Here is a 23,906-nt window from a genome sequence, read left to right on the forward strand (position 1 = left end):
ATGAACTGAAGCAACTTGCTGCCGAAAACTTCATAACTCATTGAATTTCAAGGAGTTTTCTGTTTCGACTGCGCCGGAAGTGGGGCGAATTATAGGCTTCCAGAATCTGCCGTCAACCGTTAATTTCGCTTTTCTATCAATCACTTGCAGATCGGTTAAAAAACATCCAGATCCGCCTCTAACCAGGATCGAAACACCATTCCTCTATATAGAAGAAATGGTCAGAGCACCCCCTCCTCCTTCAGCGTAGCAACCGCTCCCGCCTCCAAACCCAATACCCGCTGTAATACCTCCAACGTGTGCTCACCCAATAAAGGAGGCGCTCGGCGATACTCGACCGGGGTCTGCGACATCCGAATAGGGCTCGCCACCTGGGGTACCATCCCTGCCAACGCATGCGGCAATTCAATTGCCAACCCCCGCGCCTTGACTTGCGGATCATCAAATACCTGCGACAGATCGTTGATCGGCCCGCACGGCACACCCGCCAGCTCCAACTGGGCCACCCATTCAGCCGTAGTCTTGAACACCGTCGCCTGTCGGATGAGGGGAATCAGCACCGCCCGATTCGCCACCCGCAGCTTATTAGTAGCGAAACGCGGATCATCAGCCCACTGCGGTTGCCCCGCCACTTCCGCGAATTTGCGGAACTGACCGTCATTACCCACGGTAAGAATGAAATCACCATCAGCCGTCGGGAAGTCCTGATAAGGCACGATGTTGGGATGCGCATTGCCAAGACGCTTAGGCGCATTGCCAGTAGTCAGGTAGTTCATCGCCTGGTTAGCCAGGCAGGCCACCTGCACATCCAGCAACGCCATATCGATGTGCTGCCCCCCACCGTCATGATCGCGATGGGCCAGTGCCGCGAGGATCGCCACCGTCGAATAGAGCCCCGTCAGAATATCCGTCAGCGCCACCCCGACCTTCACCGGCCCCGCCCCCTCATCACCCTCGGGCCGACCGGTCAGACTCATCAGTCCGCCCAGCCCCTGAATCATGAAGTCATAACCAGCGCGCTTGGCATACGGCCCGGTCTGACCGAAGCCGGTGATCGAGCAGTAGATCAGATCCGGATTGACTGCCTTCAGCGACTCGTAATCCAACCCATAAGCCGCCAAGCCGCCGACCTTGAAGTTCTCGATCAAGATGTCGGACTTGGCCGCCAGTTCCCGCACAAGTTTTTGCCCTTCAGGGCGGGTGAAGTCGATGGTCACCGATTGCTTGTTACGGTTGGCCGACAGGTAATACGCGGCTTCGGACGTGTTCTCGCCATAGGCGTCTTTAAGGAAGGGCGGCCCCCAGGCGCGAGTATCGTCACCATTGCCCGGGCGCTCGACCTTGATCACCTCAGCGCCAAGGTCGGCGAGGATCTGCCCGGCCCAAGGCCCGGCCAGCACTCGCGATAAATCCAGTACCCGCAGATGCGACAGCGCGCCCATGGTCGCTCTCCTGTTAATAGAACGCCTGCAGACCGGTTTGCGCACGCCCGAGGATCAGCGCGTGAACGTCGTGGGTACCTTCATAGGTATTCACCACTTCCAGGTTGACCAGATGACGGGCCACACCGAACTCGTCGGAAATACCATTACCACCGAGCATGTCACGGGCCATACGGGCGATATCCAGCGACTTGCCACACGAGTTGCGTTTCATGATCGACGTGATTTCAACGGCAGCCGTGCCTTCGTCCTTCATACGACCCAGACGCAAGCAGCCTTGCAGCGCCAACGTGATCTCGGTTTGCATGTCGGCGAGCTTCTTCTGAATCAATTGAGTAGCAGCCAGTGGTCGGCCGAACTGCTGGCGATCCAGCGTGTATTGGCGAGCGGTGTGCCAGCAGAATTCGGCAGCGCCCAGTGCGCCCCAGGAAATGCCGTAGCGCGCGGAGTTGAGGCAGGTGAAAGGACCTTTCAGACCGCGCACGTCCGGGAAAATGTTCTCTTGCGGCACGAACACGTTGTCCATCACGATCTCACCGGTGATCGAAGCACGCAGGCCGACCTTGCCGTGAATCGCCGGAGCGCTCAGCCCTTTCCAGCCTTTCTCCAGTACGAAGCCACGGATGTCGCCAGCATCGTCCTTGGCCCACACCACGAACACGTCGGCGATCGGGCTGTTGGTGATCCACATCTTCGCGCCGGTCAGGCTGTAACCGCCGTCGACCTTGCGAGCCCGGGTAATCATCGCGCCCGGGTCGGAACCGTGGTTCGGCTCGGTCAGACCGAAGCAGCCGATCCATTCGCCGGACGCCAGTTTTGGCAGGTATTTCTGCTTCTGCGCTTCGGTGCCGAATTCGTTGATCGGCACCATCACCAGCGAGGACTGCACGCTCATCATCGAGCGATAGCCGGAATCGACACGCTCCACTTCACGGGCAATCAAGCCGTAGCTGACATAGTTGAGGCCGCTGCCACCGTATTGCTCCGGGATGGTTGCGCCCAACAGGCCGACCTCCCCCATCTCGCGGAAGATCGCCGGGTCAGTCTTCTCATGGCGGAAGGCTTCGAGGACACGCGGTGCGAGGCTCTGTTGAGCGAACTGCTCGGCGGTGTCGCGGATCATGCGCTCTTCTTCAGTGAGCTGTTGATCCAGCAGCAGGGGATCGATCCAGTTGAAGCTAGCTTTACCGCCCATGAGTGTGTCCTCGCAAATCGGTGAATTAACGTGGCATTGATCCTAGGCGCGGTTCGTCGTCACGGCAAACGAGGATTTCGCATTCTGTTGTGCTAATTTCTCACTCCGAAACGTCGCTAAATGCCTTTTATGCGGCGCATTAGTGAGGTTGATGTACATGCGCAGAAAGATCCCCAGCACAACTGCCCTGATCAGCTTCGAGGCCGCCGCGCGGCACGAGAGCTTTACCAAAGCTGCCGAAGAACTTTCCCTCACCCAAGGCGCCATTTGCCGACAGATCGCCAGCCTTGAGGAGTTCCTCAGCGTAGAACTGTTCCGACGTTCGAGACGTGGGGTGAAGCTGACCGAAGCGGGACTTTCCTACAGCCGCCGGGTGGCGACCCAACTCGATGCAGTTGAACGGGATACGCTGTCGGTGATGGGCCAACAGGGGACCAACGTGATCGAACTGGCGGTGGTGCCGACATTCGGTACGCAATGGCTGCTGCCACGACTGAAGGATTTCCAGCTCAAGCATCCGGAAGTGACGGTCAATCTGACCAACCGCACCCGGCCGTTCCTGTTTGCCGACACCGAGTTCGACGCCGCGATCTACTTCGGCGACGCGGATTGGTCCGGTACCGAATCCCACAGGTTGATGGGCGAGAATCCGATGCCGGTGTGCAGCCCCGCCCTACTCGGTAACAAGACACACCTGACAGCCCAAGAAATCGCCGATCTACCGTTACTGCAGCAAACCACTCGTCCCTATGCCTGGCGCCAGTGGTTTAACTCCCAGCACTTGAATATCCCTCGCGACATGACAGGCCCGCGTTACGAGCTATTCTCTATGCTCGCCCAAGCGGCCATGCACGACATGGGCATCGCGCTGATTCCGCCCTTCCTGATCCAGCGGGAATTGGGGGAGAAGCGCTTGGTGATTGCCAACCCGCAGGCCCTGTCCAGCATCAAAGCTTATTACCTGATGATTCCGGAGCGAAAGGTCGAATCAGCGTCTCTAAAGGCATTTCGCGATTGGCTGGTGAATCAGGCGAACAGCTACAGCCTTGAAGGATAAAGGCTCTTCGCCGTAGTTGACTCCGTAGTCAGCAAATGAAAAGCGCTACAGATATAAATATTTGTCGCATTTTCACAGACTGTATCCGAAAGTCGTACAGACGTCCCACAAGCGCCTAATGGCGTGGCTTTGAGCCTCTATTCACGACTCATCACTGCCTATTCACGTCACCGATGAGAAAAAATTTCAAATTCAGCCAGAATCCTTGAAAAGCACGGCCTGCAAGGGGTTCAGCCGGTCATCTGCGACATTCGGTCACGGGATGACTTGTAGTTAATTTTCCGTCACCCGTCATAATCCCTTGAAGGGCATAAAGTTCGCCTGCAAAATGCCGCGCCCCGCCTTGATTCGGCGGGATCGTGCTGATCGGCCGCCCCAGTCGCACCATCCGCAGTGCCTGGGTTTACTCAATAAGATCACGCAGGAGATTTGACGTGCACATTGGTGTTCCTCTCGAAACCCAGACCGGTGAAACACGGGTTGCTGCAACCCCGGAAACCATTAAAAAGCTGATCAGCCAAGGTCATAAGGTCACTGTGCAAACCGGCGCCGGCATTAAGGCCAGTGTTGTCGACAGTGCCTATGAAGCGGCAGGCGCAACGATTGGCAGTGCCAATGACGCGTTCGGTGCCGAGCTGATTCTCAAAGTGGTCGCCCCGAGCGACGCCGAGCTGACGCTGATCAAGCGTGGCACGGTGCTGGTGGGCATGCTCAACCCGTTCAATAACGAAACCATCGCCAAAATGGCCGAGTGCGGGATTACCGCGTTCGCCCTGGAGGCGGCACCACGCACCTCGCGGGCGCAGAGTCTCGATGTGTTGTCGTCCCAGGCGAACATTGCCGGCTACAAGGCTGTGTTGCTGGCCGCTCACTACTATCCGCGTTTCATGCCGATGCTGATGACGGCGGCGGGCACCGTGAAAGCGGCGCGCGTGCTGATCCTCGGTGCAGGTGTGGCGGGTTTGCAGGCGATCGCGACAGCGAAACGTCTGGGAGCGGTGATCGAAGCGTCCGACGTACGTCCGGCCGTGAAGGAACAGATCGAATCCCTCGGCGCCAAGTTCGTCGACGTGCCCTACGAGACCGATGAAGAGCGCGAATGCGCCGTCGGTGTCGGCGGTTACGCACGACCAATGCCGGCGAGCTGGATGCAGCGTCAGGCCCAGGCTGTGCACGAGCGCGCCAAGCAAGCTGACATCGTCATCACTACCGCGTTGATTCCGGGCCGCAAGGCACCGACGCTGTTGAGCGCCGATACCGTGGCGCAGATGAAACCGGGGTCGGTGGTCATCGATCTCGCGGCGGCTCAGGGCGGCAACTGCCCGCTGACCGTGGCCGATCAGGTGGTGATCGAGAACGGCGTGACCCTTTGCGGCCCGACCAATCTGGCCGGTGAAGTCGCTGCAGACGCCTCGGCGCTGTACGCGCGCAATCTGTTGGACTTCCTGAAGCTGGTCTTCACCAAAGAAGGCCAGTTCGAAGTGAACCTCGAAGACGACATCGTCGCCGCGTGCCTGATGTGCCGCGACGGCCAAGTCATCCGCAAAAACGCCTAAGCAGGGATTCAGACGATGGAAGAGCTTATCTCCCCCGGTATCTACAACCTGATCATCTTCGTGCTGGCGATTTATGTCGGTTACCACGTGGTCTGGAACGTGACGCCTGCGCTGCACACGCCGTTGATGGCGGTGACTAACGCCATTTCAGCCATTGTGATCGTCGGTGCCATGCTCGCCGCTGCGCTGACCGTCACGCCGCTGGGCAAAACCATGGGCACCCTCGCCGTGGCATTGGCGGCGGTCAATGTGTTCGGTGGCTTCCTGGTCACCCGCCGCATGCTTGAGATGTTCAAGAAGAAAGCCCCGAAAGTAAAAGAAGAGGCGCCGAAGTAATGAGCATGAATCTCGTCACGACGCTCTACCTGATCGCGTCGATCTGCTTCATCCAGGCCCTCAAAGGCCTGTCGCACCCGACCACATCGCGGCGCGGCAACCTGTTCGGCATGCTCGGCATGGCACTGGCCATCCTCACCACCGTCGGCCTCATCTATAAGCTGGGTGCTGAACTGGCCACCGCCGGCATCGGTTACGTCATCGTTGGCTTGCTGATCGGCGGCACCGCCGGTTCGATCATGGCCAAGCGCGTTGAAATGACCAAGATGCCGGAACTGGTCGCGTTCATGCACAGCATGATCGGTCTGGCCGCGGTGTTCATCGCCATTGCCGCAGTGGTCGAGCCGCAGTCGCTGGGCATCGTTAAACACTTGGGCGACTCGATTCCGGCGGGCAATCGTCTGGAGTTGTTCCTCGGTGCAGCCATCGGTGCAATCACCTTCTCCGGTTCGGTGATCGCGTTCGGCAAGCTCTCGGGCAAGTACAAGTTCCGTCTGTTCCAGGGCGCACCGGTACAGTTTGCCGGTCAGCACAAGCTCAACGCGGTGTTGGGTCTGACGACGCTGGTGCTCGGCCTGACCTTCATGCTCACCGGCAACCTCACCGCCTTCGCGCTGATGCTGGCGCTGGCGTTCGTGATGGGCGTGCTGATCATCATTCCGATCGGCGGCGCCGACATGCCGGTGGTGGTGTCGATGCTCAACAGCTATTCCGGCTGGGCAGCGGCAGGTATCGGTTTCTCGCTGAACAACTCGATGCTGATCATCGCCGGTTCGCTGGTGGGTTCGAGCGGTGCGATCCTCTCGTACATCATGTGCAAGGCGATGAACCGTTCCTTCTTTAATGTACTGCTCGGCGGTTTCGGCAACACGGCCGACGCTGGCCCGGCTGGCGCGAAAGAAGCACGTCCGGTGAAATCCGGTTCGGCTGACGATGCGACCTTCCTGCTGACCAACGCCGACACCGTGATCATCGTACCGGGCTACGGTCTGGCGGTAGCGCGTGCACAGCATGCTCTGAAAGAGCTGACCGAGAAGCTGACCCACCGTGGCGTGACCGTGAAGTACGCAATCCACCCGGTGGCCGGGCGGATGCCAGGGCACATGAACGTCCTGCTGGCCGAGGCCGAAGTGCCTTACGACCAGGTGTTCGAGATGGAAGACATCAACTCCGAGTTCGGCCAGGCCGACGTGGTGCTGGTGCTCGGCGCGAACGACGTGGTCAACCCGGCCGCGAAGAACGATCCGAAATCGCCAATTGCCGGCATGCCGATTCTCGAAGCGTTCAAGGCCAAGACCATCATCGTCAACAAACGCTCGATGGCCAGCGGCTATGCCGGTCTGGACAACGAACTGTTCTACCTGGACAAGACCATGATGGTGTTCGGCGACGCGAAAAAAGTTATCGAAGACATGGTTAAAGCGGTCGAGTAATCACCTCGCAGCAATACCGAACGCCCCGACTTGTCGGGGCGTTTTCGTTGGCGAAAACAATCGGACAATATGCCGCGTTGTTGCAGATCCGGTAACGGTGTTTTACTTCAAACCCGCTAAATAGACGCCTCTTTTGCGACCTTGGTAGCGGGACAGGCGCCCGCGAAATTCACTAGACTGCGCATCCTGATACTCGCTTCCCGAGATAATAATCCATGTACCGTGACCGTATTCGCCTGCCTTCGTTGTTGGATAAAGTGATGAGCGCCGCCGACGCCGCCGCTTTGATTGAGGACGGCATGACCGTCGGCATGAGCGGATTCACCCGCGCCGGCGAAGCCAAAGCCGTCCCTCACGCGTTGGCCGAACGCGCCAAGGTCACGCCACTGAAGATCAGCCTGATGACCGGCGCGAGCCTGGGCAACGACCTCGACAAGCAACTGACCGAAGCCGGCGTGCTGTCGCGACGCATGCCGTTTCAGGTCGACAGCACCTTGCGCAAGGCGATCAACGCCGGCCAAGTGATGTTCATTGACCAGCATCTGTCGGAAACCGTCGAGCAACTGCGCAATCAGCAACTGAAGCTGCCGGACATCGCGGTGATCGAAGCCGTGGCCATCACTGAACAGGGCCACATCGTGCCGACCACCTCGGTGGGCAACTCAGCGAGCTTCGCGATTTTCGCCAAACAGGTCATCGTCGAGATCAACCTGGCGCACAACGCCAACCTGGAAGGCCTGCATGACATTTATATCCCGACGTATCGTCCGACGCGCACGCCAATCCCGCTGGTGAAGGTCGACGACCGCATTGGCAGCACAGCGATCCCGATTCCGCCGGAAAAAATCGTGGCCATCGTCATCACGCAGCAGGCGGACTCGCCATCGACCGTATCGTCGCCGGATGCCGACACCAACGCCATCGCCGATCACCTGATCACCTTCTTCAAGCAGGAAGTCGATGCCGGGCGCATGACCAACAAGCTTGGCCCGCTGCAAGCCGGGATCGGCAACATCGCCAACGCGGTGATGTGCGGCCTGATCGACTCACCGTTCGAAGACCTGACCATGTACTCCGAAGTGCTGCAGGATTCGACGTTCGACCTGATCGATGCCGGCAAGCTGAGTTTCGCTTCGGGCAGTTCGATCACCTTGTCGGAACGCCGCAACAGCGACGTGTTCGGCAACCTGGAGAAATACAAAGACAAACTGGTACTGCGCCCACAGGAGATCTCCAACCATCCAGAAGTCGTACGGCGCCTGGGCATTATCGGCATCAACACGGCGCTGGAGTTCGACATCTACGGCAATGTGAACTCGACCCACGTCTGCGGCACACGGATGATGAACGGTATCGGCGGTTCCGGTGACTTCGCGCGCAACGCACATCTGGCGGTGTTCGTGACCAAATCGATCGCCAAGGGTGGCGCGATTTCCAGCGTGGTGCCGATGGTCAGCCACGTTGACCACACCGAGCACGACGTTGACATTCTGGTGACCGAGGTGGGCCTGGCGGATCTGCGTGGGCTGGCGCCACGGGAGCGCGCGCGGGTAATCATCGATAATTGTGTGCATCCGGACTTTCGTCAGGCACTGGATGACTACTTCACTGCGGCCTGTGCAATCGGTGGTCACACCCCGCATATCCTGCGTGAAGCCTTGAGCTGGCACATTAACCTGGAAGAAACCGGACGCATGCTGGCGGTGTAATCCGCACAGATAATCCATCGACGCAAACACAGTTTGCGTCGATGGATTTTTTAAAATTGCCTTCCTTGCGAAAACTGTACTTCTGTACTGGTCATTTCCTACAGTATTTACCTACAAATACGCCCGCCTCACCCGAAAACGCACCGAGTTAGTGCAGACAGGTACAGTTTGCTCAATTTTGACCCGTACACCGCCTTTAAACAGTTAACTGGTCACTCACAATACAGTTGAACTGTATCTAGAGAGACTAGGCAAACGAGAGGATCATGGGCACCAGTTAAACCACTACCTAATCCCGCCACAAGCGGAAGGATGTCAACCATGGAACGTACACTCAGTTCCGATCTGTTCTTCGAAGACAAAGCTGCAAAAACCCAGGCTTCCCTGCCTTTGCGCGTTATCGCCAACCTGATGTTGTGGCAGCGCCGCATCTCCAGCCGCCACCAACTGGCTCGTCTGGATTCGCGTCTGCTGGCTGACGCCGGTATCAGCGAAGCACAACGCTACGAAGAGCTGAGCAAGCCGTTCTGGCGCTAAGTAGCGTCGCTGGCTCTGGTCGTTAGACCCACCGCCAGCAACCCGAATTGAACAAACAAAACCCGTCGCGGGAAACCGCGACGGGTTTTGTCGTTTCAGGCGAGGAAAACATGCATTACAGGTGGCAGCTACAAACAACAGTACAGTTATAAGAATACCGAACCTGAACCAGTACAATTTAAAACGGATGTATCTGCCCCCTTGCCTGCAACGGGTTCAACATGACTTTCCGACCTTGCCAGTAAAAAGGAATCTGTCATGAATGGCTTACAGGATGTTTCAGCAGCTTCTTTACAACCCGCCCTTCGCTGCAACCTCGTAAAACGCCTGTTGCGCCGCTTCTGCCAAGGCCTTGAACGAGCCAGGACGCGGCGTCTATTGACGCAACTGGATGGGCGGGATCTCGCGGATCTGGGGCTAAGCCACGCCGATCGGCTGAATGAACTGGAGAAAACCTTCTGGCGCTAGCATTCTGCCCACTGTGCGAACTTCGTCTGCAGGCCTAATATCCACGCAGAACGTGGCGAATGCTGTGCCATTGGCGTCTGACTCCTCAGATACCGAGCCACCTCTCAATACGGTTTATCCACAGGAGATACATCATGTCCCGTCTTCGCCTGCTCAGCGCTGCCGCCCTGCTGGCCGTGGCTGCCAATGCCAGCGCCTCCAGCTTCATCGTGACCACCGACGCCGTTGTTGGTGCGCTCAAGTCTTCTTCCGATGCTACCTCCGACGCCACCTCGTCGTTGCGTGACAACAAAACAGTACTCGCCGCCCGTGACGACGCGGCCAGCTTCGTTGCCAGCGAAGGCCAGATCCGTGGCGTGAAGCTGGAAAGCGCGCTGGATCTTATCCGCCATCAAGCACCACAGTTGAGCGCGACCGATGCACAACTGGCCCAAGCGATTCTTGCGATCTGAATCAACGTGGCATGAAGGGACACGCCGGTCGTGTCCCGATGTTTTTGGCGCTGGCTCTGGCCCGGGCATTGCGCTAGCCTTGAGGCTCGCTAACAGTTACCGAGTCTTATGCACTTTTTTCAAAAACTGCTTATCCCTTCCGTAGTGTTAACCGCCTGCTGGGTGACACCGGCCTATGCTTTCGATGTCTCCACGCAGAACACCGTAGTGAGCCTTTGGGCGACCGGCATGGTGTCTTCCGCGCCGTTCGACCGTAAACTGGTGCTCGCCGCTCACGATGACGCGGCAGCGTTTGTAGCCACTGACGGTGAATTGCGAGGCGCTCGACTGGAATCAGCGCTGCATTACCTGCGCAAAACCCGGCCGAAACTTCATGTAAGCGACCGTGAACTGGCACAGGCAATTCTCGTCCAATAGCTACCCTTGTCCTTCCGGAGTCGTTCCATGCGTAGCCCGCTGATTGCTGCCACCCTTGGCCTGTTTTTGTTGGCCGATGTGGCCCAGGCGCACACCCTGGTAGCCACCAGTAACATCATCGTTCGTGCCTCCCAGCGCAGCATCGATTTCACGTCCGATACCACCACCTCGATTCGCGACTCGAAAATCATCCGCGAAGCCCACGACGATGCCGCCAGTTTTGTCGCCAGCAACGGTGATATTCGCGGCGCACACCTGGAAGCCGCTCTCAATACCTTGCGCACTCGCGTACCGGAAGCTCGCGACGCCAGCGATCAGGTCCTCGCCGAAGCCATCCTCGCACTGTGAAATCACTCGGCGCCTGGCTGCTGGCCGGGGCGTTGTTGCTGCTAGGCAACAGCGCCCACGCCGGCCTGCAATTGCGGCTCAAGACCGACGGTCTGAGCGCCGCGCAACAACAGGCCAGTCAAGCGCTGATCGATGAAGCCATGCAGGCCTTGCCGCCCAGCTTCATCGAGCGGCTGGACCGGCACATCGACGTTGGCTGGACCGACGACATGCCCGGCAATGCCTACGGCCAGGCCACGCTGGTTGCCGAGCTCGATCTAAACCGCAAACTGCTCGACAGCCTCACCGACGGCAGCGCGGCCAAAGAAAAAACCAATCGCCCCCACGGTACTGTGCGCCAGGAACTGCTCGCCACGGTGCTGCACGAAGTCACCCATATTTATGATCGCGCGCGCCTGTGGCCGAGTGCCGAGCGCACGCTGATCCAGCGCTGCACTCGACGTTTCAACAGCGCCGGGCTGATCGGTATTCCCGATGAGTGCCGTGGCCAGAACGGCCGCCGCTTCACCCTCAGTGATGACCCACGCCTGCTCGATCTCGCCGGTTGGCAGCAATACGTCGGTCGTCGTGGCGAGCGCGAACAACACAACCGCCAGATTGCCCGCAGCCCGGATCTGTACGAAATCTCCAGTCCGAAAGAGTTCGTCGCGGTCAACATGGAGTATTTCCTCCTCGACCCGAGCTACGCCTGCCGCCGCCCGGCTCTGTACCGCTATTACAAGGAACACTTTGGCTGGGCGCCGCCCGCCAAGGACACTTGCAGCAAGAGTTTCGCGTTTCTCAATGCGGGCAACGACTTCGCCAAGCAGCCGTTGGGACAAGTCGATCCGGAGCGGGTGTACGCCGTCGACTACCTGCTCGCCGAGGCCAACCAGAACTGGGTCAGCCGTTGGGGCCACAGCATGTTGCGTCTGGTGATTTGCGCACCGGGTCGGCCACGTGGCCCGGATTGCCGGCTCGATCTGGACCAGCATCTGGTGCTGTCCTACCGCGCCTTCGTGGGCGATGTACAACTGTCGAGTTGGGACGGCTTGGTCGGCAAATACCCTTCGCGGCTGTTCGTCTTGCCACTGGCGCAGGTCATCGATGAATACACCAAAACCGAGCTGCGCAGCCTTGCATCGGTGCCGCTGAACCTGTCACGCAGCGAGATTGAAGGCGTGGTCGAACACGCCGCCGAGATGCACTGGAGCTACGACGGCAACTACTTCTTCCTGTCCAACAATTGCGCAGTGGAAGGCCTGAAGCTGTTGCGCAGCGGCAGCAACAACGCTCAGCTCGTCGGCCTGGACAGCATCATGCCCAATGGTTTGCTGGAAGTGCTTAAAGGACGCGGCCTCGCCGACACCAGCGTGCTGGACGATCCGAAGGAGGCTCTGCGCCTGGGGTATCGCTTCGACTCGTTCCGCGATCGCTATCAAGCGATGTTCGCTGTACTGAAGAAACAATTACCGATCAAACAGAACAGCGTCGAGGAGTGGCTATCGTTGTCGGCCGAGGAACGCCGTCCGTGGTTTGATCGCGCCGACCTGCGCACCAGCGCCGCACTGCTGCTGTTGGAGCAGGCCAGTTTTCGCCGACAACTGCTGCTGGCTCAGGACGAGGTCAAGCAGCGCTACCTCGGTGAACGCGAACTGGATAACGGCGGGATGGACAAGGCCAACGCGACTTTGCAGCAAATCCTCGCCAACAGCGGTTTCCTCAGTCGTCCGGCAGAGTTGCTCGATTCCAAGGGTTACGGTTTGCCGCAACCGAGCGAGTTCAGCCGACTGCAAGCGGAAAGCAGCCAGCGGCAGAAAAAGCTCCTGGCGCTTTCCGGCGATCTGGACACGGAGGTGCGCAAGCTGCTTGAACCCAAGCGCGCGGCCGAGATTGCCGCGAGTGAAGCCAATGTGAAACACATTGGCGAGCATTTGCGCAAACTGCACAAAGCCTCGGGCGGGCTGGAGTTGCCCTGACGCGAAAGATCGCCGCCTGGGCTGCGATCTTTTTTATTGCCTGTAAATCAGTACAAAACCCCATCCAGAATTTCATACACGATCCCGGTACCCACCGCGATCAGCACGATATCGCGCCCGGCCCGGCGCCATTCGTAACCCGGATAGACCGGCAAACGACCTAACGCACGACCCTCCAGGCGCTCACCGTAATATCCGTGGGGCAGCGGCCGGCCTCGTACCAGATGGATGCCCGGTGGCGGCGGTGCGCCGCGCACGAAGTAGCCGTGGTTGTCGCGAATGGTCTGGCGCACCGGGCCGAAGTCGCGCGGCGGCGGGCCACCTCGGTGGTTGTTCTGTGGGCCATGGTGATCGTTGCCGCGATTGTCCCCGCGGTTATCGTAGTGGCCCTGCTGCGGGCCGCCGCGGTCGTGATCATCGCGCTGATCAGCGCTGGCCAGCAGCGGTGTCGCGCTGATCATCAGCACGCCCAGACTGGCAATCAGACGTTTCGGCATTTTCATGGGGGGTTCCTCATTGCACTAACAGCAAAAAGGGATTCAGAACGTGGTTCTGAATCCCTCGGTCTTGCTTGGTTAGGCTGTGCCGCGAGGTGCTAATTCCTCTGTATCAGGAACTTTACCTTCAACTGACCCGGGCCTTACGCACGCCTTCGGCCAGCGCCGAGCACAGGCTCAGCACGCCGTCGATCGCCTGATCGGGCGTCGTGGCATTAGCAATGTGATCGATCAGCGCCGACCCCACCACAACACCGTCTGCCAGACGCGCAATGGCCGCCGCTTGTTCCGGCGTACGAATGCCAAAACCGATGCTGATCGGCAGATCCGTGTGGCGGCGCAGGCGAGTGACCGCCTCTTCGACGTGTTCCAGCGTCGCTGCACCGGCACCGGTGACACCGGCCACCGAGACGTAGTAAACAAATCCGGAACTGCCGTTAAGCACCTTCGGCAGACGCGCGTTATCCGTGGTCGGAGTCGTCAGACGGATGAAGTCCAGACCGGCAGCCTGGGCCGGGTCGCACAGCTCTTCGTTGTGCTCCGGTGGCATGTCGACCACGATCAGGCCATCGACGCCCGCGTCTTTGGCTTCAGCAATGAAACGCTCAACGCCAAACTTGTGGATCGGGTTGAAGTAGCCCATCAGCACCAACGGCGTGTCGCTGTTGCCTTCACGGAATTCGCGAACCATTTGCAGGGTTTTCGCCAGATTCTGCCTGGCACCCAGCGCACGGATGTTGGCCAGTTGGATGGCCGGGCCGTCCGCCATCGGATCGGTGAACGGCATGCCCAACTCGATCACATCGGCACCGGCTTTCGGCAGGCCTTTGAGGATCGCCAGCGAGGTGTCGTAGTCCGGGTCACCGGCGGTGACGAAGGTCACCAGTGCGGCGCGATTGTGTTCCTTGAGTTCAGCAAAACGGGTTTGCAGGCGGCTCATCAGTGTTTCTCCTGCTGCGACTGTTCCATATGGTGCATCACGGTCTGCATGTCTTTGTCACCACGACCGGACAGGTTGACCACCATCAGGTGATCCTTGGGCAGCTTCGGTGCGCGTTTGAACACTTCAGCCAGGGCATGAGCGCTTTCCAGGGCAGGAATGATCCCTTCCAGGCGGCAGCATTTGTGGAACGCAGCGAGGGCTTCATCGTCGGTCACCGAGGTGTACTGCACGCGGCCGATGTCATGCAACCAGGCATGTTCCGGACCGATGCCCGGATAGTCGAGACCGGCGGAAATCGAGTGCGCGTCAATGATCTGGCCGTCGTCGTCCTGCAGCAGGAAGGTACGGTTGCCGTGCAATACACCCGGTACGCCGCCGTTGAGGCTGGCCGCATGCTTGCCGGTTTCGATGCCGTAACCGGCCGCTTCAACACCGATGATTTCAACGCTTTTGTCGTCGAGGAACGGGTGAAACAGGCCCATGGCATTGGAGCCACCGCCGATGCAGGCCACCAGGCTGTCCGGCAGGCGACCTTCCTGGGCTTGCAGTTGGTCGCGAGTTTCCTTGCCGATTACGGCCTGGAAGTCGCGAACCATCGCGGGATACGGGTGCGGCCCGGCCACGGTGCCGATCAGGTAGAAAGTGCTGTCGACATTGGTCACCCAGTCACGCAGGGCTTCGTTCATCGCGTCCTTCAGGGTGCCGGTGCCGGCGACCACCGGGATCACTTCGGCCCCCAGCAACTTCATGCGGAACACGTTGGCCTGCTGACGCTCGATGTCGGTAGTGCCCATGTAGATCACGCAGTCCAGACCGAAGCGCGCAGCCACGGTGGCAGTTGCCACGCCGTGCATGCCAGCGCCGGTCTCGGCGATGATGCGTTTCTTGCCCATGCGCCGCGCCAGCAGGATCTGGCCGATGCAGTTGTTGATCTTGTGCGCGCCAGTGTGGTTCAGCTCTTCGCGCTTGAGGTAGATCTTGGCGCCACCGCAGAACTCGGTCAGACGTTCGGCGAAATACAACGGACTGGGACGTCCGACGTAGTCGCGCTGGAAGTAGGCCAGTTCTTCTTTGAAGGCAGGATCTTCTTTGGCCGCTTCGTACTCGCGGGCCAGATCGAGGATCAACGGCATCAGGGTTTCCGCCACGTAGCGGCCACCGAACGAGCCGAACAGGCCGTTGGCGTCAGGGCCGTTACGCAGATCGGCGTTGTGCGAAGTCTGGGTCATGGTTTGCTCCAGGGGGTCAAAAGACAATGACGACCACTCTACCCCTGACCTTCTATGCTGAAAACCGATAAGATCGCCGCAACCTGTCAGGAAAACTCACAGATACCATGAGCCATGACCTTCCCCCGCTGAACGCTTTGCGCGCCTTCGAAGCCACCGCACGCCTGAACAGCGTCAGTCAGGCGGCCGAACAACTGCACGTCACCCATGGCGCGGTCAGTCGTCAGCTCAAGGTGCTGGAAGAGCACCTAGGTCTCAGCCTGTTCATCAAGGATGGACGCGGCTTGAAACTCACAGATGCAGGCGTGCGTCTACGCGACGCCAGCGCTGAAGCCTTTGATCGGTTGCGCAGTGTTTGCACCGAATTAACCCAAAGCACTGCCGACGCGCCATTTGTGCTCGGTTGTTCCGGAAGCCTGCTGGCGCGTTGGTTCATTCCACGCTTGGGACGGCTGAATGCCGATCTGCCGGATTTGCGCCTGCATCTGTCGGCCGGTGAGGGCGATCTTGACCCTCGACGTCCCGGGCTCGATGCTTTGCTGTTGTTCGCCGAGCCGCCATGGCCGGCGGACATGCAGGTGTATGAATTAGCTGCCGAGCGCATCGGCCCGGTGATGAGCCCACTATTCAGCGGCTATCAACGCCTGCAAAGGGCATCTGCCGAGGCTTTGCTCGATGAGCCATTGCTGCACACCACATCGCGCCCGCAAGCCTGGCCCAGTTGGGCACAGCAAAACCGCCTCGACGCCAAAACGTTGAAGCTCGGGCAAGGTTTCGAGCATTTGTATTACTTGCTGGAGGCCGCAGTGGCGGGACTGGGGGTGGCAATCGCGCCGGAGCCGCTGGTGACTGAAGACTTGAAGGCTGGTCGCCTGGTTGCGCCGTGGGGCTTCTGTGAAACCCCGGCGCAACTGGCGCTGTGGCTACCCAAACGCGCCGCAGACGGGCGCGCCCGGCAACTGGCGCAATGGCTCAAGAACGAGCTGCGCCAGCCGGATCATTCGCCGCGCTTGAACAGCAAGTAGGCCGCGAGCAGGCCCAGTGCACCGACCGCCACACCGGCCGTTGTCCAAGGATGTTCCTGAGCGTAATCACGGGTGGCGAGCCCGGTCTCGCGGGTTTTCACTTTGACTTCTTCATAGGCATCGCTGAGCAGGTGGCGCGAGTGTTTCAGCGCACTCTCGGCGTTGCTTTTGAGCGCCTTGAGGGTCTTGCGCGACTCGTCCGAAGCGTCGTCTTTGAGGCTTTCCAACGATTTGAGCAGACTCTCGATCTCGGCTTCCATGCTTTGCAACGAGGCTTTACGTAAAGAGGTGTTGGCCATGGTGGCTCTCCTGCATTGGTGATGAGTGGCGTGTGTTGATTGGGACTTCAGCGGTTTGAGAAAGTGCAGAAAATCTGAACTTCGCTTGCGTGTAGCCACCGAAATCAACAGTGCAATTCACTGCTAGTCTCAAATCCACACGCCTAGGAGATCGTCATGAGTGACCATCACACGTACAAGAAAGTCGAGCTGGTCGGTTCTTCCACCAACAGCATCGAGGACGCCATCAACAACGCGCTGGCCGAAGCCAACAAAAGCATCAAGCATCTGGAATGGTTCGAAGTGATCGACACCCGTGGTCACATCAAGGACGGCAAGGCCGCGCACTTTCAAGTGACGCTCAAAGTCGGCTTCCGGATCGCCAGTAGCTGAGTTGGGTCTACACTTCTGAACTTGCGCGCTGGCCGAGTGCCATAGGAATGGCAAAGCGCTACAGGGTGAGCGCATCGGGCCAATGCTCCGATGCCCGCCTCTATTAATCCGACCAGGGAGTGCGACCGATGAAGAAGTTCATATTGGCAGTAGGTTTGTTGAGCCTTGCGGGTGGCGCGTTTGCTGCTGGCAAGCCTTGTGACGAGCTCAAGAGCGAGATTGCGGCGAAGCTGGATGCCAAGGGGGTTGCCGGGTATTCGCTGGAGATCGTCGATAAGGGTGCAGCGACTGACGGCAAGGTGGTCGGCAGTTGTGAAGGCGGCACCAAGGAAATCGTCTACAAGCGCGGTTGATCGCGCCTGAAATGCAAAAGCCGACGCTCATGCGTCGGCTTTTTATAAATCTACAATCGCTTACGTCACATATCATCAGAAAGCAGCTGACATTTCCAAATCTCCCTGATAGTATAGCCGCCAGTTTTGGCTCCTCGGGGGATTTCTATTATGGAAACAAGTTCATCAGTCTATAAAAACTCCTCCAAGAAGGAATACGTGCTAACAGATGAGCAGCGCGCTGTTTATCGCCAAACCTCTCAGGATTCGCGATTAGCTAAATCCTCCGCGGAACTCGGCTTAATTAAATCATGCCATGATATTAATTCCCCTAGGTTGAATCCGTGTAATCTCATGCCTCAACTTGAACGCAACGGCTTACGCTGCCTAAGTCTGTTCTCTGGTGGCGGAGGACTTGACCTTGGTTTCGATAGAGCAGGTTACGAACACGTAGCCTCATATGAGCTCATTCCAATATGCAAAGAAACACTCCAGAAAAATAGATCGAACTGGAATGTTTTCGGCGGACAACAAGATGGAGATGTGACGAAAGTTGAGTGGGATTCCTACAACGGCCAAGTCGACATAATTCATGGCGGTCCACCTTGCCAACCATTTTCTATCGCCGGTGAGCAAAAGGGAATGGACGATGAACGGAACATGTGGGGAGAGTTCATAAGAGCGGTTAACTCGATCAGCCCACGTGCTTTTGTGGCAGAAAACGTACTAGGAATACTGAACCCTAAATTTGAAAGCTTCGTAAAAGTCCAAATTCTTGACAAGCTTCCAGATTACCACATTGTAAAATTCGAAATGAATGCTGCTGATTATGGTGTTCCTCAAATTCGCCGCAGGGTTTTTTTTGTTGGCTTCAAATATGCGAAGGATCTGCAAAAATTTAAATCACCAACGCCAACGCATGATGCAAGCGCCCTATTTAAATCTCAAAAAAATGCGACTCCTCTATTCGACAACATACTGCCAAAAACGATGGGGGTTCGCATGGCCCTCGGATTATCTGACATCGGATATGATGACCTCGCACCTACAATCCGAAGTGCATTTACAGGAAAAAGAAACACCACTTCAATTCTAAACAGCTCTGCAGGTCAAAAAACTTGGGGGGATATGGAAATCTGGCCAAATGGCGTACAGAGTGACAGAGTTTCTGCTTCAATATTTCCAGCAAAGGAAGATCATTTTAGGCTATCTGTACAGGATGTAGCGATATTACAAGGCTTCCCAGAGGACTGGAAATTCGCCGGCGCTGTATATCAAGTATTGGGGCAAATCGGAAATTCGGTTGCCCCACCTGTTGCCTATCAAGTCGCGAAAAAACTGCTTGAAGCAATCAATCTTAACGAATAAGTTAACCCATATACTCTAAAACCAACGCCCGTAATTCATTAGCGTGGTTTTTCTCAATCCGCACCCATCCCTCGAAATAGCTAAGAGGGATGTGTGGGTTATTAAGCGTACTCCCTCTAGTCATTAGATAAATAGTTCTTTCTTTAAGAATTTCAAGCATTCGTTCTGGACTATAACCAAAACTCCTATCCATCAATTCTAAATAGCGAGCAGCACTATACTGCTTCTTCTGTAGGGCTTTTGCGTCTTCGATGCTATAAACATCTTTCCGACCCAATGCATCGAACACATCACTTAGACTTAACTTCGACGCAGCAATTGCTGCCAACGCTATATCTGGCGCAATATAAGTTTCTTTAGACGCAATCCAAGGCGCCATTGCACACGGAGAGCCATAAACATAATAATTATTTCCCGCATGAAAGAAGCCAATCAGCCAGTGCTTACCCTTCCATTTTTTAATATGATCAAGACCGAAGTCACGAACCGTTGTGACCGAGCCCTTTGATGTAGTCTTCAATTCGAAAGGGATCGAACCGGATTCCAGATCTAAGAAGGCGTCAATACCTGATCGTCCTTCCGTTTCATCTTTGCGAAGGTTGAAAAGCTCGCACATTTGCTTCTCACGCGCATCATCCTGAAAATTTCCGCTCATCTTTCCCTCTACCGAACATTGATTTCAATTCGCCATCATTATTCCAGACTCTCTACTTTTTTAGAAGGTTGTTACGTTTAATGAATAATAGGGCAATCTAGTTATTCATCACCTGCGCCAGCAACTCATAGGAATGCAGGCGATCAGCATGTTCATACAGATCGCAGGTGAAAATCAGCTCATCGGCCTGGGTCTGTTCAACCAGCATTTCCAGTTTGGCGCGGATTTTCTGCGGGCTGCCGACCATCGCCAGACCGAGGAAATCGCCGACCGCTTCACGCTCGTGAGGCCGCCACAGGCCGTCCATGGTTTTCACGGGAGGGCGTTGCACCAGGCTTTGTCCACGCATCAACGCGAGAATGCGCTGGTACACCGAAGTCGCCAGGTAATCCGCCTGCTCATCGGTATCTGCTGCAACCAGCGGCACACCGAGCATCACATACGGTTTGTCGAGCACTGCCGACGGTTTGAAGTGATTGCGGTAGACGCGGATCGCCTCATGCATCAAGCGCGGTGCGAAATGTGAGGCGAAGGCGTAGGGCAAACCGCGCTCGCCGGCCAGTTGTGCACTGAACAGGCTGGAACCAAGGAGCCAGATCGGCACATGGGTGCCGGTGCCGGGCATCGCGATGACTCGTTGCTCCGGGGTGCGCGGGCCGAGGAAGCGCGCCAGTTCGGCGACGTCTTCCGGGAAATCATCGGCACTGCCGGAACGCTCGCGGCGCAGGGCACGGGCGGTCATTTGATCGGAGCCGGGCGCGCGGCCCAGTCCCAAGTCGATCCGCCCCGGATACAGGCTTTCCAGCGTGCCGAACTGCTCGGCAATCACCAGTGGCGCATGGTTGGGCAGCATGACGCCGCCGGAGCCGACGCGGATGGTTGACGTACCCCCGGCCAGATAACCGAGCAGCACCGAGGTAGCGGAACTGGCGATGCCGTCCATGTTGTGATGTTCAGCCACCCAGAACCGCGTATAGCCGAGTTTCTCGACATGCTGCGCTAGGTTCAGCGAGTTGCGCAGCGATTGCGCCGGGCTGCCGTTCTCGCGCACTGGCACCAGGTCGAGGGTGGAAAATTTTACGTCGGACAGTTGCTTCATAAACCTGCGTCTCCGAGTGAGGAGGCAGGTTTTTCTTGCAAACGAAAACCTGCCGAATCATAAGCGTGTTTTGTGCAATGAGGGCATATACCCGAGTTTCAATAGCAGAACGAAAAATCCTACTAAAAAAGTCAACGATTCAGACGAGCTGAACTTTGTCCCGACGTCTATCCTCAGAACCCTTGCAAGCAAAATTCACAACGGCGCGGCGTTCCGCGTCTGATCTTGAGGAGGCAGCATGGCTATCGTTAAGAAAGCATCCGCACATTGGGCAGGTGATCTGAAAACCGGTATCGGCTCGATTTCTACTGAAACCGGCGTCCTCAGAGAAGCACCCTACGGTTTCAAGGCCCGTTTCGAAGGCGGTAAGGGCACCAACCCGGAAGAACTGATCGGCGCCGCACATGCCGGTTGTTTCTCCATGGCGTTCTCGATGATTCTCGGCGATGCAGGCCTGAAGGCCGACAGCATCGACACCGACGCTGAAGTCACCCTCGACCAGGTCGATGGCGGTTTTGCGATCACGGCGGTGAAGCTGATTCTCAAGGCGAAGATCCCGGGAGCCAGTCAGGCGCAGTTTGAAGAACTGAGCAACAAGGCCAAGGAAGGGTGCCCGGTGTCCAAGGTACTCAATGCGAAGATTACCCTTGAGGCATCGCTGGTCGCTTAAGCAGGCGTTGGCTGGGCCGACGTCTTCGCGAGCAAGCCCGCGCCCACAAAGGATCTTTGGTGTTTCACAAGATCTGTTGTGGGAGCGGGCTTGCTTGCGAAAGCGACCTGAAAATCCCCACGAAGCCTGAAGCGATAAACAAGACCTGTGAGCGAAGTCAGAACTCGCCGAGTAAAAGTATGGTCGAATAAATGACAGCAGCTTCAGCGCACACCCGTGCGCGCTGCCTCAAGGAGCTTCTCTCATGAAACGTATTGGCTTGGCGATTTTTTGCAGTGCACTGGCCACCTCGGTTCTTGCCGCCCCCAAAGACTGTGAAGAATTGAAGAACGAGATCGAAATCAAAATCCAGGCGAATGCCGTGCCCTCCTACACGCTGGAAATCGTCAGCAAGGAAGAGGCTGAAAAGCACGAAATCGCCATGGTCGTAGGGACATGCGAAAACGGCACCAAAGCGATCATCTATCAGAAAAACGACAATTGAGGTCGATCACGGCACGCAGTTGACCTGCCGTTCTTCGGCAACGATCTGACCTTGGCGATTGATCAACCGGGCGCTCGGCGTAAAGGCCAGTGACCTGGCTTCAAGACGATAACGTTGCCCGGCCTCGAAATGATCGTAACGCACGGTCAGGTAACACAGCCGCTCCTGCGGATCGGTGTTCATGCTCATGCCACCGCCGAACACCTCGAAATCAAAGCGAACCGTCAACTCGTGACTGCCCGGCGTGACCTGGAAAAACCGTCCGTCCGGCATTCTCTGTTTGTCCAGCCGTTCCGCCATCAGCACTTTGCCGCCAGGGGTGGGCATGGCGAAGTCGACCCAGGCCTTGCCGGGGTCAGCCGCTGGCATCGGGCTCTGGCAACCGGCAACCACACTTGCAGCAAGCAACAACGTCAACCTGCGCATGATCAATGTCCTTTGGATGGGAGATTGAGCATAGCGCCGATCAGGTCTTCTGACATCCAGCCGGAGTGCCCTGTCCCACGACCTTGCGCTGTTCGTCATAGAGCTTGGCCCAAGGTCGGAAACCGATACTGCCGGCCTGCAATTGATATCGCTGGCCGGCGTTGAAATCATTGAATTTCACGTTCAACTGGCAATCGCGCCAGAGCGGCTCGGCGTCGGGACCAATATTGGTGGCTTCCACCGGAAACTGATAACGCACCGTCAGCTCATGACTGCCGGGCTGCACCTCGAAATAGCGTTTGTCGATGGCAGCCTTGCGGTCGACTTGCAGTGCTTGCAGTGCCGTGTCCTGCTGCCGGGCATTCAGATCGATCCAGGCCTGCGAGGGGTCAGGATCAGGCACTCCAAATCCGGCACATCCGGCCAGCGTCAGCAGGCCTCCTGTCAGCATCAACATACGCATAGCGCAGCTCCAATGGGCGGGATAGTCTTGCGGGCAGACTTTCCAGGGGTTTCTTATTTTGATCAGGCCGCTTCCAAGCCATCGGTTACTTGATCGCGTTTTTCGGATTTTGTTTCCGGGTGTGATGCTTTTGTTGCTCAACGGTTGCGCCAGCGTCAGCTACTACGGCCAGTTGGCCAACGGTCAATGGCAATTGCTGCGGGCCCGCGAGCCGGTGGCCGAGGTGATTGCCGACCCAAGCCGCGACGCAAAGTTACGCGCACACTTGGCGCAGTCACAAAAGGCCCGCACCTTCGCCAGCCAGCACTTGCACCTTCCGGATAACCAGAGCTATCGCCTGTACGCCGACATTGGAAGGCCGTTTGTGGTGTGGAATGTGTTCGCCACCCAAGAGTTTTCGCTGACCCCGCAAAACCACTGTTTCCCGATTGCCGGATGCGTGGCCTATCGCGGCTACTACAGCCAGAGCACGGCCCGGGGCGAAGCCGCGATCCAACGCCTGCAGGGCATGGACGTGTCGATCGGCGGCGTCGAGGCGTACTCCACGCTGGGCTGGTTCAACGACCCGATCCTCAATTCGATGATGGGTTGGGGCGACGAGCGGTTGGCCACACTGATTTTTCATGAGTTGGCCCATCAGCGCTTCTATGTGAAGGACGACACCGAGTTCAACGAGTCCTTCGCCACCTTCGTCGAGCAGGAAGGCACCCGGCAATGGCGGGCGTTTCGTGGATTGCCAGCGGACAACGACTCAAAACTCAAACAACGTGACCAGTTCATTGCACTGGTGCTCGATACCCGTTCACGTCTGGAAAAGCTCTACGCCCAGTCATTGCCGGCCGAGCAGATGCGTGAGCGCAAAGCGGCGCAGTTCGAACAGTTTCGCCGGGATTACCGGGTGATGCGGGATAGTCAGTGGGCCGGGGACAAGCGCTATGACGCGTGGGTCAATGCGCCGCTGAACAATGCGCGGCTGTTGCCGTTTGGACTGTACGACCAGTGGGTGCCGGCGTTTGCTGCGCTGTTCAGGCAGGTGGGAGGTGATTGGGTGAGGTTTTATTCAGCGGTGGAGAGGCTGGGGAATTTGCCGGTGCTCGAGCGTAAGGCAGCGTTGAAAACGCTGGCAGATTCATGAT

Annotated in this window: 28 protein-coding genes; 18 read left to right on the plus strand and 10 right to left on the minus strand. The window is 57.6% G+C overall.

The genetic code is table 11. The annotated features are described in order from the left end of the window. Window positions 1–221: 221 nt before the first annotated feature. Window positions 222–1,442 (minus strand): CaiB/BaiF CoA transferase family protein, encoded by a 1,221-nt coding sequence (locus AACY50_RS15205; RefSeq protein ID WP_339432423.1) that lies wholly within the window; start codon window positions 1,440–1,442, stop codon window positions 222–224. Between the two features lie 13 nt (window positions 1,443–1,455). After that, entirely contained in the window at window positions 1,456–2,637 is a 1,182-nt protein-coding gene (locus tag AACY50_RS15210; protein ID WP_339432422.1) for an acyl-CoA dehydrogenase, read from the minus strand. Between the two features lie 157 nt (window positions 2,638–2,794). Between AACY50_RS15210 and AACY50_RS15215 the strand changes: the two genes are divergently transcribed. From AACY50_RS15215 to AACY50_RS15265, 11 genes are all read left to right on the plus strand, one after another. Next, window positions 2,795–3,694, plus strand: a complete 900-nt coding sequence (locus AACY50_RS15215; RefSeq protein ID WP_339432421.1) for a LysR family transcriptional regulator — start codon at window positions 2,795–2,797, stop codon at window positions 3,692–3,694. Window positions 3,695–4,128: 434 nt separating this feature from the next. After that, the gene (locus AACY50_RS15220) at window positions 4,129–5,250 is read left to right on the plus strand and encodes a Re/Si-specific NAD(P)(+) transhydrogenase subunit alpha (protein WP_339432420.1); all 1,122 of its coding nucleotides are present in this window, start codon (window positions 4,129–4,131) and stop codon (window positions 5,248–5,250) included. Window positions 5,251–5,265: 15 nt separating this feature from the next. Then, entirely contained in the window at window positions 5,266–5,586 is a 321-nt protein-coding gene (locus tag AACY50_RS15225; protein ID WP_003187417.1) for an NAD(P) transhydrogenase subunit alpha, read from the plus strand. Then, on the plus strand, window positions 5,586–7,019 hold the full coding sequence (locus AACY50_RS15230; protein ID WP_339432419.1) for an NAD(P)(+) transhydrogenase (Re/Si-specific) subunit beta: 1,434 nt from the start codon (window positions 5,586–5,588) through the stop codon (window positions 7,017–7,019). The genes AACY50_RS15225 and AACY50_RS15230 overlap by 1 nt, the downstream gene beginning before the upstream one ends. 215 nt (window positions 7,020–7,234) lie before the next feature. Further along, the gene (locus AACY50_RS15235) at window positions 7,235–8,728 is read left to right on the plus strand and encodes an acetyl-CoA hydrolase/transferase family protein (RefSeq protein ID WP_221732324.1); all 1,494 of its coding nucleotides are present in this window, start codon (window positions 7,235–7,237) and stop codon (window positions 8,726–8,728) included. Between the two features lie 321 nt (window positions 8,729–9,049). Next, the gene (locus tag AACY50_RS15240) at window positions 9,050–9,265 is read left to right on the plus strand and encodes a DUF1127 domain-containing protein (protein WP_339432418.1); all 216 of its coding nucleotides are present in this window, start codon (window positions 9,050–9,052) and stop codon (window positions 9,263–9,265) included. A 258-nt stretch (window positions 9,266–9,523) separates the two neighbouring features. Further along, window positions 9,524–9,733, plus strand: coding sequence for a DUF1127 domain-containing protein (locus AACY50_RS15245; protein ID WP_339432417.1), 210 nt, complete (start codon window positions 9,524–9,526; stop codon window positions 9,731–9,733). A gap of 134 nt (window positions 9,734–9,867) precedes the next feature. Then, window positions 9,868–10,185: a DUF2388 domain-containing protein gene (locus AACY50_RS15250; protein ID WP_221732322.1), complete on the plus strand. Its 318-nt coding sequence runs from the start codon at window positions 9,868–9,870 to the stop codon at window positions 10,183–10,185. A gap of 108 nt (window positions 10,186–10,293) precedes the next feature. Next, on the plus strand, window positions 10,294–10,602 hold the full coding sequence (locus AACY50_RS15255) for a DUF2388 domain-containing protein (RefSeq protein WP_339432416.1): 309 nt from the start codon (window positions 10,294–10,296) through the stop codon (window positions 10,600–10,602). Between the two features lie 27 nt (window positions 10,603–10,629). Next, window positions 10,630–10,950 carry a DUF2388 domain-containing protein gene (locus tag AACY50_RS15260; RefSeq protein ID WP_221732320.1) on the plus strand — a complete coding sequence of 107 codons (321 nt, stop codon included), beginning with the start codon at window positions 10,630–10,632 and terminating at the stop codon, window positions 10,948–10,950. Continuing rightward, complete coding sequence (locus tag AACY50_RS15265; protein ID WP_339432415.1) at window positions 10,947–12,908, plus strand: DUF7844 domain-containing protein; 1,962 nt, start codon at window positions 10,947–10,949, stop codon at window positions 12,906–12,908. The genes AACY50_RS15260 and AACY50_RS15265 overlap by 4 nt, the downstream gene beginning before the upstream one ends. Window positions 12,909–12,955: 47 nt before the next feature. Here the strand turns inward: AACY50_RS15265 and AACY50_RS15270 are convergent, their stop codons facing one another. The 3 genes from AACY50_RS15270 to trpB all read right to left on the minus strand — a co-directional run bounded on the left by AACY50_RS15270 (window position 12,956) and on the right by trpB (window position 15,577). Next, window positions 12,956–13,411: an anti-virulence regulator CigR family protein gene (locus tag AACY50_RS15270; protein ID WP_339432414.1), complete on the minus strand. Its 456-nt coding sequence runs from the start codon at window positions 13,409–13,411 to the stop codon at window positions 12,956–12,958. A gap of 121 nt (window positions 13,412–13,532) precedes the next feature. Beyond that, a complete protein-coding gene (trpA, locus tag AACY50_RS15275) occupies window positions 13,533–14,345 on the minus strand; it encodes a tryptophan synthase subunit alpha (protein WP_339538799.1) in 813 nt (270 codons plus the stop codon). Continuing rightward, a complete protein-coding gene (gene trpB, locus AACY50_RS15280) occupies window positions 14,345–15,577 on the minus strand; it encodes a tryptophan synthase subunit beta (protein WP_339432412.1) in 1,233 nt (410 codons plus the stop codon). Before trpB ends, trpA begins: the two co-directional genes overlap by 1 nt. A gap of 107 nt (window positions 15,578–15,684) precedes the next feature. Between trpB and AACY50_RS15285 the strand changes: the two genes are divergently transcribed. Beyond that, complete coding sequence (locus AACY50_RS15285) at window positions 15,685–16,602, plus strand: LysR family transcriptional regulator (protein WP_339432411.1); 918 nt, start codon at window positions 15,685–15,687, stop codon at window positions 16,600–16,602. Here AACY50_RS15285 and AACY50_RS15290 read toward each other — a convergent pair. Continuing rightward, window positions 16,575–16,901, minus strand: coding sequence for a DUF883 family protein (locus AACY50_RS15290; protein WP_339432410.1), 327 nt, complete (start codon window positions 16,899–16,901; stop codon window positions 16,575–16,577). The genes AACY50_RS15285 and AACY50_RS15290 overlap by 28 nt on opposite strands. Before the next feature lie 156 nt (window positions 16,902–17,057). Here AACY50_RS15290 and AACY50_RS15295 point away from each other — a divergent pair, with 156 nt between their 5' ends. The 3 genes from AACY50_RS15295 to AACY50_RS15305 all read left to right on the plus strand — a co-directional run bounded on the left by AACY50_RS15295 (window position 17,058) and on the right by AACY50_RS15305 (window position 18,973). After that, window positions 17,058–17,273 carry a dodecin gene (locus AACY50_RS15295; protein WP_339432409.1) on the plus strand — a complete coding sequence of 72 codons (216 nt, stop codon included), beginning with the start codon at window positions 17,058–17,060 and terminating at the stop codon, window positions 17,271–17,273. A gap of 128 nt (window positions 17,274–17,401) precedes the next feature. Next, on the plus strand, window positions 17,402–17,626 hold the full coding sequence (locus AACY50_RS15300) for a DUF1161 domain-containing protein (protein ID WP_339432408.1): 225 nt from the start codon (window positions 17,402–17,404) through the stop codon (window positions 17,624–17,626). A gap of 150 nt (window positions 17,627–17,776) precedes the next feature. Then, on the plus strand, window positions 17,777–18,973 hold the full coding sequence (locus tag AACY50_RS15305) for a DNA cytosine methyltransferase (RefSeq protein WP_339465438.1): 1,197 nt from the start codon (window positions 17,777–17,779) through the stop codon (window positions 18,971–18,973). Window position 18,974: 1 nt separating this feature from the next. Here the strand turns inward: AACY50_RS15305 and AACY50_RS15310 are convergent, their stop codons facing one another. Then, window positions 18,975–19,628, minus strand: a complete 654-nt coding sequence (locus AACY50_RS15310) for a hypothetical protein (RefSeq protein WP_339465437.1) — start codon at window positions 19,626–19,628, stop codon at window positions 18,975–18,977. Between the two features lie 97 nt (window positions 19,629–19,725). After that, on the minus strand, window positions 19,726–20,727 hold the full coding sequence (locus tag AACY50_RS15315; RefSeq protein WP_339465436.1) for an LLM class flavin-dependent oxidoreductase: 1,002 nt from the start codon (window positions 20,725–20,727) through the stop codon (window positions 19,726–19,728). A gap of 238 nt (window positions 20,728–20,965) precedes the next feature. Between AACY50_RS15315 and AACY50_RS15320 the strand changes: the two genes are divergently transcribed. Then, the gene (locus AACY50_RS15320; RefSeq protein ID WP_221732310.1) at window positions 20,966–21,397 is read left to right on the plus strand and encodes an OsmC family protein; all 432 of its coding nucleotides are present in this window, start codon (window positions 20,966–20,968) and stop codon (window positions 21,395–21,397) included. A 244-nt stretch (window positions 21,398–21,641) separates the two neighbouring features. Continuing rightward, window positions 21,642–21,881, plus strand: a complete 240-nt coding sequence (locus AACY50_RS15325; RefSeq protein ID WP_339432406.1) for a DUF1161 domain-containing protein — start codon at window positions 21,642–21,644, stop codon at window positions 21,879–21,881. Window positions 21,882–21,887: 6 nt separating this feature from the next. On the opposite strand, the gene AACY50_RS15330 is transcribed toward AACY50_RS15325, so the two are convergent. Beyond that, window positions 21,888–22,307, minus strand: a complete 420-nt coding sequence (locus AACY50_RS15330; protein WP_339432405.1) for a PA0061/PA0062 family lipoprotein — start codon at window positions 22,305–22,307, stop codon at window positions 21,888–21,890. A 40-nt stretch (window positions 22,308–22,347) separates the two neighbouring features. Beyond that, window positions 22,348–22,770, minus strand: coding sequence for a PA0061/PA0062 family lipoprotein (locus tag AACY50_RS15335; protein WP_339432404.1), 423 nt, complete (start codon window positions 22,768–22,770; stop codon window positions 22,348–22,350). A gap of 58 nt (window positions 22,771–22,828) precedes the next feature. On the opposite strand from AACY50_RS15335, the gene AACY50_RS15340 reads away from it, so the two are divergent. Continuing rightward, complete coding sequence (locus AACY50_RS15340; protein WP_339538800.1) at window positions 22,829–23,905, plus strand: aminopeptidase; 1,077 nt, start codon at window positions 22,829–22,831, stop codon at window positions 23,903–23,905. Window position 23,906: the final 1 nt, after the last annotated feature.

This window comes from Pseudomonas sp. RA_15y_Pfl2_54, from assembly GCF_963971015.1.
Taxonomy (GTDB): Bacteria; Pseudomonadota; Gammaproteobacteria; order Pseudomonadales; family Pseudomonadaceae; genus Aquipseudomonas; species Aquipseudomonas baetica_A.